Source organism: Brevundimonas sp. FG8 (assembly GCF_057808845.1).
On record NZ_JBMDIU010000001.1, the window covers coordinates 164,289 to 177,978 of the forward strand.

Sequence of the window (13,690 nt, forward strand, 5' to 3'; positions counted from 1 at the left end):
CGGACTATCGGACAGATCAGCCGCGCTTCTTGCCGATCAGCTTCTCGGCGCTGAAGGCGCCCGGGCCCGAGAAGACGAGGAACAGGAAGATGAAGCAGTAGAGGATGGCCGCATCACCGCCGTTGTTGACCGGGAACGGGTTCTGCGGGGCGTGGGCCATGAAGTAGGCGACGGCCATGGTCCCCGAGGCGAGGAAGGCGGCCGGGCGGGTGAACAGGCCCAGGGCGATCAGCACGCCGGTGACCAGCTCGATGATGCCCGCGAAGGCGCCGGGGTTGTCGAGCGCGAGGCCCGACCCGGCGCGCTCGCCCAGCGGGAAGGAGAGGAATTTCTGGGTGCCGTGGGCCAGGAACAGCAGGCCGGACATGATCCGCAGGGCGGCCAGCGCCAGCGGGGTGTTGTTGGTGAGGAAGCGGGGCGACGCCATGGAGAGAGGGGCTTTCAGGGTTATTGGTAACTAACGGTGTTGCCGATATTGGGATCAGCTTCGCTGTTGCGCAAGAGGGTGATCGCTCAGGCCTGATAGAAAGCGCGATACCAGTCGACGAAGCGGCGGACGCCGACATCGATGGGGGTGGACTGACGATAGCCGAGGGCGGCTTCGGTCTCGGTGATGTCGGCCTCGGTGCGGGCGACGTCGCCGTCCTGCACCGGCATCATGTTCAGCTCGGCCTTGCGACCCAGCGCCTCCTCCAGCACCTCGATGTAGCGCATCAGCTGTTCGCGACGGCCTGCGCCGAGGTTCAGGATGCGCCAGGGGGCGACGCCCGATGTCGAGGGGTTCGGCGCCTGCGGATTCCAGTCGGGATCGACGGTCGCCGGATTGTCGAGCGCGGCGACCACCCCGGTGACGATGTCGTCCACATAGGTGAAGTCCCGCTCCATCTTGCCGTGGCCATAGACGTCGATCGGGCGGCCCTCGAGGATGGCGTTGGTGAATTTGAACAGCGCCATGTCCGGGCGGCCCCACGGTCCGTAGACGGTGAAGAAGCGCAGTCCCGTCGAGGGGAAGCCGAACAGGTGGGAGTAGGAGTGCGCCATCGCCTCATTGGCGATCTTGGTGGCTGCATAGACGGTCAGCGGATGGGCGACGCCCTGCTTGACCGAGAAGGGCAGGGCGCCGTTGGCGCCGAAGGCCGAGCTGGTTGAAGCGAAGACGAGGTTTTCGGCCTTCACCGCCCGCGCGCCCTCGAGGATGGTCAGGAAGCCGACCACGTTGGAGTCGATATAGCTCTCGGGCTGTTCGAGGCTGTAACGGACGCCCGCCTGCGCCCCGAGGTGGACGATCCGGCGCGGCGCATGGGTCGCGAACAGGGCGGCCATCCCCTCGCGGTCGGCGAGGTCGAGGGTGTTGTGGTTGTAGTTGGGGTTGGCCTGCAGCCGCTCCAGCCGCGCCTGTTTGAGGGCGGGGTCGTAGTAGCTGTTCAGGTTGTCGACCCCGATCACGGTCTCGCCACGCGCCAGAAGGCGCTGCGCCGTGTGGAAGCCGATGAAGCCGGCGGAGCCGGTGACGAGAACAGGGCCGAGAGTCATGGCTTCTGCGTTACTCCGGGTCAGGCGAACGCGCCAGAGACAGGCGAGAGCACCCGGCCGGAGAGAGGGGCGAGCGGTCCTTCGTCGCCGTTGACCGCCTCAATGACTTGCCAGCCTTCGGGCGGGGACCAGTCGAGGGTGTGGTGGCCCAGGTTGAAGACGCAGAGCAGGCGTTCATCGTCCTGACGCCGTTCGAACAGCAGCAAATGCTCGGGCGCATCCAGCATCGTCAGGGCGCCGCACTGGAGAGCCGGATGGGCCTTGCGCAGGGCGATCAGGCGGCGGGTCAGGGCGAGTTGGGAGGCGGGGTCGGCCGCCTGCCTGTCCACCGCGAGCGGCAGATGGCGGGGGTCGATGGGCAGCCACGGCTCGATGGTCGAGAAGCCCGCATGAGGCGCATCAGCCGTCCATGGCATCGGGGTGCGGGCGCCGTCGCGGCCCAGTGTCTTCGGCCAGTTGGCGATGGCCTCCGGATCGACCAGCCGGTCGAACGGCACCTCGCCCTGCGGCAGGCCCAGCTCCTCGCCCTGATAAAGGAAGACGTCGCCGCGCAGACACATCAGCAGCAGGGTGGTCAGGCGGGCCATGGCCGAAAGGTCCCGGCCCTCGGCCCAGCGGGAGATCGCGCGAGGCGCGTCGTGGTTCGAGAAGGGCCATGACGGCCAGCCCTGTCCCGGACGCCCATCCCAGACCGTGGCGGTCGCCCTGACCAGATCGGGCGTCAGGGCGGGGGCGTAGAGATAGGTGAAGCCGTAGGCGCTGTTCAGCGTGTCGTCGCCTTCGGTATAGGCCTGCATTTCCTGATCGGCGCGGTCGCCCGGCACCTCGGCCACGGTGAAGCGGCCGCCGTAGCTGTCGGTCAGGGCGCGCAGGCGCTTGAGGAAATCCACGATCCCCGGCCAGGACTGGTTGTGGATCTTGTCCTGGAAGTCGAAGGGCCGGGTGCGCGGCCCGCCCGGCGGCAGGGGCGGATTATCCGTCAGCGCCGGGTCGTGCATGGCGAAATTGATGGCGTCGAGCCTGAAGCCGTCCACCCCGCGATCCAGCCAGAACCGCACGACCTCCAGCAGGGCCTCCTGCACCGCCGGACTGTGCAGGTTCAACTGCGGTTGCCCGGTCAGGAAGTTGTGCATGTAGTACTGGCCGCGCCGGGCGTCCCACGTCCAGGCGGGACCGCCGAAGACCGATTGCCAGTTCGACGGCGGCGTCCCGTCCGGTTTCGCGTCGGCCCAGACGAACCAGTCGGCCTTGTGATTTTCGCGGCTCTGGCGGCTTTCAGTGAACCAGAGGTGCTGGTCCGAGGTGTGGGCGAAGACCAGATCGGTGATGACCCGGAGCCCCAGCGCATGGGCGCGAGCGGTCAGGGCGTCCAAATCGGCCAGTGTCCCGAAGATCGGATCGACGTCGCAGTAGTCCGAGACGTCGTAGCCGAAGTCCTTCATCGGCGAGCGATAGAAGGGGCTGAGCCAGACCGCATCGACGCCGAGAGAGGCGATGTGGTCCAGCCGGGCGGTGATCCCGGGCAAGTCGCCGACGCCGTCGCCGTTCGTGTCGGCGTAGCTGCGGGGATAGACCTGATAGATGACGGCGCCGCGAGGCATCGGCTCGGCGGCGGAGGATGTCCGGTCGGTCACGCAGGGGCCTCGATCAGCAGCCGGATCAACCGGAGAGACCGCATCATCGCCGCCTTGAGCGTGTCCGCAAGAGCGGAAACCGGCCCACTTTTGGTTACGGATCTCGTCAAATCGCTGGACGCGGACGTTTGCGAATGAAACCAAGACGCTGAAGGTCGCGCAGCAAGGGACGCCGACCACGGGGAGTGAGATGACTGATCAACCGCAAACCTCGGCGAAAGGGCTCGGTACAGCCTTCGCCTATGTGACCACCCTGTTCTTCGCGTGGGGCTTCGCCACCTCGCTGATCGACCCGCTGATCGCGGCGGTGAAGGGGGTGTTCGAGCTGAACTTCACCGAGGCGCTGCTGACGCAGTTCGCCTGGTTCACCGCCTACGGCATCGTCTCCCTGCCCGCCGCCGCCGTGCTGGCCAAGCTGGGCTATGCGAAGTCGATCGTCGGCGCGCTGGCGGTCATGGTGCTGGGCGCCCTGATCGTGCCGCTGTCGACCATCTTCGACTTCTATCCCGGCGTGCTGGTGGCCCTGTTCGTCATCGCCGCCGGCGTGACCCTGCTCCAGGTCGCGGCCAACCCGCTGGCAGCCTCGCTCGGCACGCCGAAGGGCTCGCACTTCCGTCTGGTCCTGTCTCAGGCGTTCAACTCGCTGGGTACGGTCGTCGGTCCGCTGCTGGGCGCCACCGTCATGCTTTCGGGCGGCATCTTCGCGGTCGGCGGTGTCAGCGCCCTGGCCTCGCCGGCGGCCCTCCTGCTGATCCTTCTGGGGGTCGGCCTGGGGCTGGTGGCCGGTGTTCTGGTCGGCGCCCTGCGTCGCGACATCAAGGGCTGGATCGCTGTCGGCGCGGCCGTCGGTCTGGTGATCGGCTGGGTCGTCTTCCTGCATAACTACATCGGCGGCATGGGGGCCTACGCCTCGGCTGTCGGTCCGGAAACGGTTCCGGCTGATGCCGCCGCCGCGGTGGTCGATCCGGCCGCCCGCGCCGCGACCCTTCGCAACATCGACACGGTCTTCATCGGGCTGGCGATCTTCTTCGCCCTGCTCGGCGCCTTCATCTGGAGCGTCCGCAAGCGTCTGACCGCCGCCAGCGCCACGGCCTCGGCCGAGACGCCCGGTTCGCCGCTCAAGGCCCTGGGTTCCGGCTGGGCGATTTTCGGCGCGCTGGCCATCTTCATCTATGTCGGTTCGGAGGTGACCATCGGCAGCCTGATGACCAACTTCCTGCACTCGGACGGCGCCCTCGGCCTGCCGATCCACGATGCGGGCCGTCTGGTCGCCCTGTATTGGGCCGGCGCCCTGATGGGCCGGTTCGCGGGCAGCGCCCTGCTGACGCGCATTCCGGCCGGTTGGCTGCTGGCGGTCTGCACCGCCGCCGCCGCCATCCTGTGCGCCGTGGTGACCCAGACTGGCGGCGTGAACGCCTCGTTCGCCGCCCTGCTGATCGGTCTGTTCAACTCGGTGATGTTCCCGGCCATCTTCACCCTGACGCTGGAGCGCTCATCCGCACCCGCGTCGGCTACCTCGGGCCTGCTGTGCATGGCCATCATCGGCGGCGCGGTCCTGCCTCTGCTGGGCGGCTGGATGGCGGACTCGGCGGGGCTGAACCTGGCCTTCGTGATCCCGCTGGTCGGCTACGTCATCCTGACGATCTTCGCGGTCGCCGCGGCCCGGGCGAGGGTCCGCAATGTGGAGACGCCGGTGGCGACGGGCGGTCACTGACCGCCTGCTCCCATCGCTGAAAGGCAGGGCCGCCGGGGGAAACTCCGGCGGCCTTTTCGTTGGTGGAGGGGAGCAGGCAGTAGGCAGCAGGTCGGGCGGGACTTTCCGTCCCGGATGCGGCTTTGGCATGCCGGAGGTGGGGCATTGCCTTTGCGTGGGCAGGGGAGGCCAGCGACCCTACTGCCTACTGCCTACTGCCTGCTGCCTCAGGCCAACGGTCTCTGGATCAGGCCCGTTCGCGTTCGGTGGGCTGGCCGGCCTTTTCGAGGATGGCGGCGCACAGGGCGAACAGGACGGCCAGGGCGGCGGTGCGCAGGGGGTAGTCGACGCCGGAGTGCACGAGCATGGCCAGAAGGGCGATGCTGGCGGCGCGCTGGAGATCCCGTTCCCGGGAGGGGCCGGCTCGCCAGGCGGCCCAGAGGCGGCGTCCGTACCAGATCAGGAAGGCGATGATCAGCGCGGCGCCGAACCAGCCCGCTTCCAGCCAGGTTTCCAGATACTCGTTGTGGGCGTGATTGAAGAAGGTGGGGTCCAGCTGATCCAGCGGCTCGACCGAACGATAGACTGCGTCGAAGCTGCCGATGCCGGAGCCGACGGGAAGCCAGCTGTCGGCGGCGGACGCGACGATGGGCCAGCCCTCGAAACGGCCTTCCGGCGCGGACTGGACGTCGAAGCGGGCGAGGATCGGCGGCAAGGCCAGAATCGCCACGGCGCCGATGGCGGCCGCGACGCCGCCGGTCAGGGCGATCAGCCCGGGGCCGGGACGACCACGGCCGGCGGCGATCCAGGCGGCCAGCAGGCTGGCGACGGCGACCGGGCCGAACAGGATGACGCCGGCGCGTGACCGGATGGCGGCCAGACCGACTACCACCAGCCCCATGAACAGGGCGCCGAACCACAGCGGCAGGCGCTGCTCGCTGCGGCGGCGCAGCACCGCGGCCCCGAAGACCGCCGCGAACGGCAGGCAGGCCAGCAACAGGGTGGCGAGGTGGTTGCGGTTGGCGAAAAAGCCGGTGACCGAGCCCGCCGCGGTGGTCGCCCAAAGGTAGAAGCGGGTGTCGCCGCTGGCCAGCTGAACCGCTCCCAGAAGCACCGAGACGACGGTCGCGACCAGATAGAAGGCCAGCATTCGCGCGGTCTGGGCCTGCGAGGAGCCGAGCACAGCCAGGAACATGGCGGCGGGCGGAAGGATGGCCAGCACGGACTGCCAGGTGAGGTCCGGCGTGACAGTCAGCTGCGCCCAGGCGGGCTGGATGCCCGCAAGCTCAAGCGCCAGCACCATCTCGCTGCGCCCAGGCAGGGACGTCCAGATCGCTGGCGGCAGGGGAATGAGCTGGATCAGGGGGATGGCGATGAAGGCGCCGAGGAGGCCCAGAGCGAACCTGTGCGACTTCCATTCGCTGGACCGCAGCAGTCGGTCCGCGCTCATCACCAGAAGGGGCAGGGCGGCCAGTTCAACAAGCGCGAGACGCAGGGCGTGCTCGCGGCTGGCGCCGCCGAAGACAAACGAAAGGGCCAGCAGAAGGGTCGCAGCAATCGCTACGCCATCCCACTGGCCCTTCAAACCTTTAATCGGCACGCGTTACGACTGCATCAGGCGCAGCGCGGACCGGGTCTGCTTAGTCGCTTTCCGAGTCGTCGTCCGAAGCGACGACGACGACGCCCACCAGCACCGCGGTGCCGATGATGAGCACCGGGAGCGGAATGCCCTGGAACTCCGACGAGGCGTCGGCGCGAGCGCCCACGCGGTCGCCGACGCGAACGACGGCAGAGTTGTTGGCGGCGGCGGCTTGGCCAGCCACGAGCAGCAGGCCTGCCGTTACAGCGGCGATGGTCTTACGCATGCTAATCCCCTTCTAATCAGGTCTTTGGTACGGGCTGGCCCGCGACGTATCGAGAATGGGTATAGGCGGCGAAGGTTTCCAAATCAATACGATTCCGGCGGTCTTTGGTGCAAATAGGCCACCGTTCAGTACCGAGTTCGTGTCTCAGGGGATCGGGGTGATCGCCAGCTTGTCGAGCCAGGCGGCGGTTCTGGAGCGGACATCACCCGCCCGGGTCTCGAGTCGCAGCCATTGGGCGCGGCATCCCGTCGGCACGGTGAAGGTCGTGCTGAACGGGGTCCAGACCTCGGATCCAGGGGCCGCGGCGGGGGCGGACATGACCACCAGGTCGCCCGGGGCGCAGGTGACCGTCAGGGCCAGACGTTTTGCGGGCTCGCCCGCCTCGGTCCGCGATTCGGCGCTCAGGCGATACCGGCCGGGCGACAGGAACATCAGCTGCTCCGCGATTCGCGAGGCGGAATAACCGTCATAGTCCACGCGCAGGGCGGGGTCGGCCGGGCGCACGTCATCCGGAACGATTTCCGCGACCACCCCCGCATCCTGGGCCAGACGCCACTGGAAGGGTTCAGGCGCGGAGGCGTCGCCGAATCCGCCGTTGGTGACCAGATTGGCGACCGACGGACGGTTCAGGCGCGCACGGACGACCCGCACGGCCTCGATCTGCCCCTTCTCCATCAACTGGATATAGAGCTGGTGCAGTTCGGTGTTGGTGAGGGGCGCGCGGCCGTTCTGCAGCAGGACGGCCAGATTGATCGCCACCTGCAGGCCCGCGACGTCGCCGTACAGGCTTTCCAGATAGGACTGGCGCCAGGGCGGGTTGGCGGTGAGCAAGGTCGCGACCTGGGGCAGGGCCCTTTGCTGGTCGAGGGTGGCGGCGGTGGTGAACAGCCGGAACACCTGCGGGCGAACGTCCTCGCGACGGCGCACCAGGGTGTCCGCGTGGGCGAAGGCCGAGGCATAGTCGCCCCGTTTGAGCCGATAATCGACCAGCCAGGCGTGGGCCGGGTCGTCGCGCAGGCTCCAGTTGCCCGCGAGGGTCAGAATGTCGTCGGCGGCGGTTTCGCGGCCCGCGGCGGCCTCGGTCAGGCCCACGACCCGCAGGGCGCGGACATCGAAGGGGGACCGGGCCACGGCTTCGCGGGCCAGGTCGGCGGCCTGACGATAGCGTTGGGGGTTATTGTCCTTGCGCCCCGCGGCGTACTCGCTTTCGGCGGCGCGACGCAGGACCAGCGGCGAGGTCGGGGCGACCGCGAGAGTGACTTCGGCCGGGCCCCGCTGGAGCACCGGCTGGATCAACACCTGCCAGCCCAGGACGACGCCCAGCGCGGTCAGTCCCCAGGAGACGACCTCGGTCGCCCGCAAGCGCTTGCGGGCGGGAGCGGCGGCGCGGTCCGCCTCTTTCCTCAACCCTTCTTGCCCTTCTTGGCGGCCGGGGTCTCTTCCTGGGCGCCGTAGTTGTAGTCATACGCGTAGTCGTACCCACCGTAGGTGGCGGTCTTGGCGTTGAACTTGGTCAACACCGCGCCGAGCAGGCGGGCGCGGCCCATCTTCAGACGACGCAGGGCGCCGCGGGCCTGACCGCGACGGGTGCCGCGCGATTCCAGCACGAACAGAACGCCGCCGACGGTCGCCGCCAGCAGGGGCGAGTCGGCGAAGCCCAGAACCGGCGGGCCGTCGACCACGACGTGATCGAAGCTGGCGCCGGCGTCGTTCAGGAACTGACGCAGACGATCACCGCCCCACAGTTCAGCGGGGTTGGGCGGCAGCGGGCCGCAGGGGATGAAGAACAGGTTCTCCTGACGCGTGCGCTGGGTGACCGAGGCCAGATCGACCGAGCCTGAGAGCAGGTTGCTCATGCCGCGTTCGTTCTCGACACCGACCACGCGGTGCATTGAAGGATTGCGCAGGTCGCCGTCGACCAGCAGCACCCGCTTGCCCACGCGAGCAAGGTTCAGCGCCACGGCATAGGCCGTGGTCGACTTGCCTTCGGCCGGCCGGGCCGAGGAGACCAGCAGGCTGGCGGGGGCGCCGTTCGGGGTAGAGAACTGAAGCGCCGTTCTCAGGGAGTAGTAGGCCTCGGAGAAGCCGGACCGGATGTCCACCAGGGCGGCGGCGGTCGTCTGGCCCTTGTCGAGCAGCGGCACGACGCCCAGCACCGGAACGCCCAGCTTCTTCTCGACGTCGTCCGGGGTGGCCAGGGTTTCGTCCAGGGCTTCCAGAACCAGGGCGGCGACCACGCCGATGCCCAGCCCGAAGATCGCGGCCAAGGCCAGATTGATGATCATGTTCGGCTTCGACGGCGAGACCGGCGGGGTGGCGGTGTCGACGATCGAGATGTTGTTGGCGGTCACATTGCCGGTGACGCCGACTTCCTTGTAGCGCTGCAGCAGGCCCTCATAGAGGGTGCGGGTGGTGTCCAGCTCGCGTTGCAGGATGTTGTACTGGATCGAGCGGTCGCGCAGGTCGAGGACGTCGCCCTTCAGGCTGTCGACCTGGTTCTGCAGCGAACGCTCCTGATTGGCGGCGACCACATACTGGCTCTGGATCGAAGCGCGGATGTTGGTCGCCAGGGCGCGGACCTGACCGTCGATCTCGGTGATCTGGCCGCGCAGGCGGACCATCTCGGGATAGTCGGCCTGATAGATGCTCGACTTCTGCTGGTACTCGGCCTCCAGCTGGGCGCGTTGCTCGCCCAGACGCTGGATCGAGGGGTTCTGCAGCACTTCCGGCAGGGTCATGACCTCGGCGGTGCGGGCCGTGCGCCAGCGCTCCTCGGCGGCGACGCGGGCGGCGCGGGCTTCGGCCAGCGAGGAGTTCAGCGCCACCAGATTGTTCGAGGCCAGCGACTGCGAGCTGCCCGAGGCGTTGGTTCCGCCTTCGCTGGGTTCGCCGACGTTGATGATCTGCTGGTTGGCGGCATAGGCGACCAGCTGACGCTCGGCTTCCTCAAGGCGGCCCTTGGTCTGGGCGATACGCTCTTCCAGGAATTCGCGGGCATAGGCCGATGACTGGAATTTCCGGTCGAGATTGGCCTGGATGAAGTTCTCGGAGAAACCGTTGGCGACGCGGGCGGCGACGACGGGGTTCGGGTTGTCGAAGCCGACGGCGACCAGACGCGAGCCGCGCACCGGGGTGATGCTCAGATTGTCCTGCACGTAGGCGAGGGCGGCGTTGCGGCGGCGCTCGGCCTGGGCGGCGGCGCTGCCGCCACCGGCCGGGGGCTCGACCCCGAGCTCTTCCAGCGCGCGGTCCGAGCTGGCCAGGCCGAGGCTTTCAACCACGCGTTCGGCCAGCGAGCGGCTGCGCAGCAGGCCGTACTGGGTCTGGAAGAACTCTTCCCCCTGCGCCATGCTTTCGCGCGGGCTGACATCCTCTGCGGAGGTGAAGACGCGGGCGGCCTCGCGGTCGATCTGCAGCGTCGCCTTGGCGCTGTAGATCGGGGTCATCAGCAGGGTCATCGCCGCGCCGATGGCCAGGGCCGCCAGGAAGCAGCCGATGATCAGGATGCGGTGCTTGAGCGCCAGCCGCCAGTAGGCGCCCAGGTCGAAGACCGGAGCCTCCTCGGCCTCGTCCACCCAAACGCCGGGCTGGTTGTCATCGAAGACCGCTTCGCCGGACGCGCGGCCATGCCGCGGGTTGCGCTCGTCAGCGAAGTGATTGTCGCCCAGCATTATGCCATCCGTCAGATCGTGGCGGTCGAGGCCGCCGGTCGAGAACCTATCGGGCTGATACCGCAAAGCCCTACACCGCGCACACGAATTCGAGAGCATGCGACGGCGGCCGTCATGTCGCGGGGACAGGCCTTCGCGGTCAAGCGTTGTCTTGAGATCGCGGAGAAGCTTCGATCGGGCTCATCGGGGCGGCCGGATGTCGGGATGAAAACGGCGACAGGCCGACTTCGCTGTAGAGGCCTGCCCCCCGTCCGGCGTATGGAGCCGTCGGGGCGGCGTCCGGCGCGGCCCGACGATGGTCGCGCGTATTGCTGATGCGTGTCGCCATGGAACCCCTCTCCACCCGACGAGCGACCCGAACTCATGACCACGACGAATCACGAAGAGCGGCGGCGCCCGTCCCCGCACTCGAACACCCGGCGTCGGGACATGTTCCGTGCAGGAACGGTCGTTTTCGCGGTCGCCGTGGCCTGGTTCGCCTTCACACCCGCGACAGGCGCGGAGAGCGGCTTGCCTTGGGACAAGGCGAACCATGCCGTCGCCTTTCTGACCTGGACGCTTCTGGCCGGCTGCGGCTGGCCCCGGGCCGGTGTGGCGCGGATCGCCGTCGTCATGCTGGGGCTCGGCATCGGGATTGAACTGATTCAGGGGCTGCCCGCGATCGGGCGCGACGCCGATGTCTGGGACGTGGTCGCGGACATGGTCGGTTTCGCGATGGGCTGGGGCGCGCTGGTCGGTCTGGCCCTGCGCCGCCGGCTCGGGCTTACGGGATGAGCGCCTGCCCGGCCGCCTTGCGCGCGGCGATGTCGGCCAGCACCGGCTCCAGCGTGCGACGCCGGGCCGGGGCGGACTCATAAATCCCGCCCGCATTGGCCTGCGGATAGCGGGCCGCCGGATTGACCTCGGCGTAGCGGGTCAGGAAATCGACCGCCCGATAGGGATCGAAGCCCGCACGAGCCAGAAGGAACAGGCCGAGATGATCGGCGTCAGGTTCAGCCCTCAATGAAAGCCCCCTGTTGAGGGTGATCCGCTGGTTCGTCTGACCGGGCGAGCCGGTCACGTCCGGCTGGCTGCGATGCTCCAGCACGGCGTGGGCCAGTTCATGCGCCAGCACGAAGGCCAGTTGATCGTCATCGTCGGCCACCTCGACCATGCGGTCGGAGATGAAGATGTGGCGGCCGTCGGTGTGGCTGCGGAAGGTTCCCGTCACCTCGATCTGGGTCGGATAGGCGCAGGCGAGGGTCGGGGCGAGGTCGACCCGTCGCTCCACGCCGTGCCTGCGGACCTGAAGCCAGATGGGCCTCCTTGCCGCCAGGGCGTCCAGATGGGCGATGTTGGCTTCAAGTCCCGCGTATGAGCCGGATGATGAGGCGCCGCCCCGTGACAAGGCTTGTCCGTCAACCGACAGGATCAGGTCGCCGGGGGCCAGTCCGGCTTCGGCGGCCGGGCTGCCCGGCGGGGCGGCCAGAATGCCCGGGAGGTCGCCGTCCAGCCCGTAACGGGCTTCTGCCAGTGGACGCAGTTCGCCGCCGTACTGGCTCGCCGAGTGTAGCGTCCAGCCCACGCGGAGACGACTCTTCGGGCAAAGGTCGGCGTTGGCCTGGGCGAGCTTCCAGGCCACGGCCGCGACTCGGGCGTCAGCGGCGGTCAGCGCTTCGAGACGAGCCTCCGGAGCGTCCGGGACGCCCCCGGAGTTCATGGCCGGGTGGCCGCAGGCCGCCAGCCCCGATCCGAAGATCAGGGCCGCGGCCAGCAAGCGGGTCCGGCGCCGCAACGGCTTTAGAACGGACGGAAGATCGCCAGCGCCGGCAGGGCGCTGACCGCTTCGCGCAGGGCGGCGTTCAGGCGCGAGGTGTCGACCACGATGATGTCGTCACCCAGTACGGTCGGGTCGCTGGCGCGGCCCTGACGGATGGCCTGAAGGTCGAACAGGGCGACCGAGCGCTGGCCGTCGATGGTGCGGAAGACCGCGACCTGGGTGAGGTTGGCGACCGGGCTGGGCCCCTGGGCCATGGCGACGGCCTGCAGCAGCGAGGTGGTGCCGCGCATCTCGTACACGCCGGGCTTGGTCACGGCGCCGTCGATGGTGATCTTCTGGCTGGCGGCTTCAGCGACGGTGACGGTCACCTGCGGGTTGCGCAGATACTGGGTGCTGAGCTTGGCGGCGATGTCGGCGGACAATTCGCCCGAGGTGCGGTCGGCGGCGCGCACGGCGCCGATCAGCGGCATCTGGATGTTGCCCGAGGTGTCGACCGTCAGGGCGTCGAAGGTCAGGTCCGGCACCTGGAAGACCCGAACGCCCAGCTTGTCGCCCACACCGATTCGATATTCGGATTGCGGGGCGCTGGTGGCTTGGGCGTTCTCCAGATCGACGGGCGTGGCCGCCGTGACCTGATTGATGTCCATATTAGGCCCGCCGCAGGCGGCGAGCAGGGTGGCCGTGGCGATCAGGACCAGCGAGAGGGCGCGCATCATTCGACAGTCACCTTGAAATTCAGGCGGCCTTGAACAGCCGTTTGAAGAAGCCCGGCCGGGAGGTCGGACGGGAGACGCCGACCGCGGACGGGACCGAAGCGGGCGTAGCGTTTTCCAGCACGGCGAGGGGTCGGGTCAACACCATGTCTTTCGCAGCCTGTTCGCCGAGCCGGTCCGCGACGGCCTGAACGGCCTCTGACAGGACCGGAGACCGGCTGCGAAGGTTGTGTGCGTCGGTCGCCAGAATGTGCACGATCCCCTCGTCCAGCATGCGCTCGGCCCAGTATCGGGTGCGTTTGCCGAAGCGACCGGTGACGGAACCGGCGGTGATCTGCAACCATGCGCCGGCCTGGGCCATCCGGACCATCAGGTCGTACTGTTCCTCGATCCAGCGCAGGCGCTCGGGGTGGGTGATCAGGGGATGGAAGCCCGCGGCCATACAGTCGAACACGGCGTCGGCCATGCGCGGCGGGGCGGTGTTGTGGGGCGGCTCGAACAGGAAGTAGCGGGTGTCGGCGAGCGTCAGCTTTGATCCGTCGCGCAGTCCTGACGCCAGACCGGGCACCAGATGCACATCGGCCCCGGTGACAAGGCGCAGGGCAATGCCGGCCTTGTCCAGTTCGGCCTGCAGGGCGACCACGGCGGCGCGGACGCCGTCCGAGGTGTTCTCGTAATAGCCCGGCATCATGTGCGGGGTGCAGGCGGTCACGGTGATTCCGTCGGCGACGGCCATGCGGGCCATCGCCAGCGCGGTCTCCAGATCGGGCGCGCCGTCGTCGATCCCGGGCAAGATATGGCAGTGGAGGTCGATCACGTCGG

General features: G+C 68.4%; 12 protein-coding genes. 2 read left to right on the top strand and 10 right to left on the bottom strand.

Going from position 1 to position 13,690, the window contains the following annotated elements:
• Nucleotides 1–16 precede the first annotated feature (16 nt).
• The 3 genes from ACODRV_RS00755 to ACODRV_RS00765 form a co-directional block, all read right to left on the bottom strand.
• Nucleotides 17–427 carry a DoxX family protein gene (locus ACODRV_RS00755; RefSeq protein WP_141625789.1) on the bottom strand — a complete coding sequence of 137 codons (411 nt, stop codon included), beginning with the start codon at nucleotides 425–427 and terminating at the stop codon, nucleotides 17–19.
• Nucleotides 428–513: 86 nt separating this feature from the next.
• Complete coding sequence (locus ACODRV_RS00760; protein WP_141625790.1) at nucleotides 514–1,533, bottom strand: NAD-dependent epimerase/dehydratase family protein; 1,020 nt, start codon at nucleotides 1,531–1,533, stop codon at nucleotides 514–516.
• 20 nt (nucleotides 1,534–1,553) lie between these two features.
• On the bottom strand, nucleotides 1,554–3,134 hold the full coding sequence (locus ACODRV_RS00765; RefSeq protein WP_488907441.1) for an alpha-glucosidase: 1,581 nt from the start codon (nucleotides 3,132–3,134) through the stop codon (nucleotides 1,554–1,556).
• A 223-nt stretch (nucleotides 3,135–3,357) separates the two neighbouring features.
• Between ACODRV_RS00765 and ACODRV_RS00770 the strand changes: the two genes are divergently transcribed.
• Entirely contained in the window at nucleotides 3,358–4,881 is a 1,524-nt protein-coding gene (locus ACODRV_RS00770; RefSeq protein WP_141625791.1) for an MFS transporter, read from the top strand.
• 226 nt (nucleotides 4,882–5,107) lie between these two features.
• Here the strand turns inward: ACODRV_RS00770 and ACODRV_RS00775 are convergent, their stop codons facing one another.
• From ACODRV_RS00775 to ACODRV_RS00790, 4 genes are all read right to left on the bottom strand, one after another.
• Entirely contained in the window at nucleotides 5,108–6,460 is a 1,353-nt protein-coding gene (locus tag ACODRV_RS00775; RefSeq protein ID WP_488907090.1) for an O-antigen ligase family protein, read from the bottom strand.
• A gap of 40 nt (nucleotides 6,461–6,500) precedes the next feature.
• Nucleotides 6,501–6,725, bottom strand: a complete 225-nt coding sequence (locus ACODRV_RS00780) for a hypothetical protein (protein ID WP_141625793.1) — start codon at nucleotides 6,723–6,725, stop codon at nucleotides 6,501–6,503.
• 144 nt (nucleotides 6,726–6,869) lie between these two features.
• Nucleotides 6,870–8,132 (bottom strand): hypothetical protein, encoded by a 1,263-nt coding sequence (locus ACODRV_RS00785; protein WP_488907091.1) that lies wholly within the window; start codon nucleotides 8,130–8,132, stop codon nucleotides 6,870–6,872.
• The gene (locus tag ACODRV_RS00790) at nucleotides 8,129–10,396 is read right to left on the bottom strand and encodes a GumC family protein (RefSeq protein ID WP_488907092.1); all 2,268 of its coding nucleotides are present in this window, start codon (nucleotides 10,394–10,396) and stop codon (nucleotides 8,129–8,131) included. The genes ACODRV_RS00785 and ACODRV_RS00790 overlap by 4 nt, the downstream gene beginning before the upstream one ends.
• 429 nt (nucleotides 10,397–10,825) lie before the next feature.
• Between ACODRV_RS00790 and ACODRV_RS00795 the strand changes: the two genes are divergently transcribed.
• Nucleotides 10,826–11,170 carry a VanZ family protein gene (locus ACODRV_RS00795; protein WP_488907093.1) on the top strand — a complete coding sequence of 115 codons (345 nt, stop codon included), beginning with the start codon at nucleotides 10,826–10,828 and terminating at the stop codon, nucleotides 11,168–11,170.
• Here the strand turns inward: ACODRV_RS00795 and ACODRV_RS00800 are convergent.
• The 3 genes from ACODRV_RS00800 to ACODRV_RS00810 are packed head-to-tail and all read right to left on the bottom strand — an operon-like array spanning nucleotide 11,160 to nucleotide 13,685.
• Nucleotides 11,160–12,152, bottom strand: coding sequence for a M48 family metalloprotease (locus tag ACODRV_RS00800; RefSeq protein ID WP_488907094.1), 993 nt, complete (start codon nucleotides 12,150–12,152; stop codon nucleotides 11,160–11,162). The genes ACODRV_RS00795 and ACODRV_RS00800 overlap by 11 nt on opposite strands.
• A 23-nt stretch (nucleotides 12,153–12,175) precedes the next feature.
• Nucleotides 12,176–12,871: a polysaccharide biosynthesis/export family protein gene (locus ACODRV_RS00805; protein WP_141625798.1), complete on the bottom strand. Its 696-nt coding sequence runs from the start codon at nucleotides 12,869–12,871 to the stop codon at nucleotides 12,176–12,178.
• 19 nt (nucleotides 12,872–12,890) lie between these two features.
• Nucleotides 12,891–13,685 carry a tyrosine-protein phosphatase gene (locus ACODRV_RS00810; RefSeq protein WP_488907095.1) on the bottom strand — a complete coding sequence of 265 codons (795 nt, stop codon included), beginning with the start codon at nucleotides 13,683–13,685 and terminating at the stop codon, nucleotides 12,891–12,893.
• Nucleotides 13,686–13,690 lie beyond the last annotated feature (5 nt).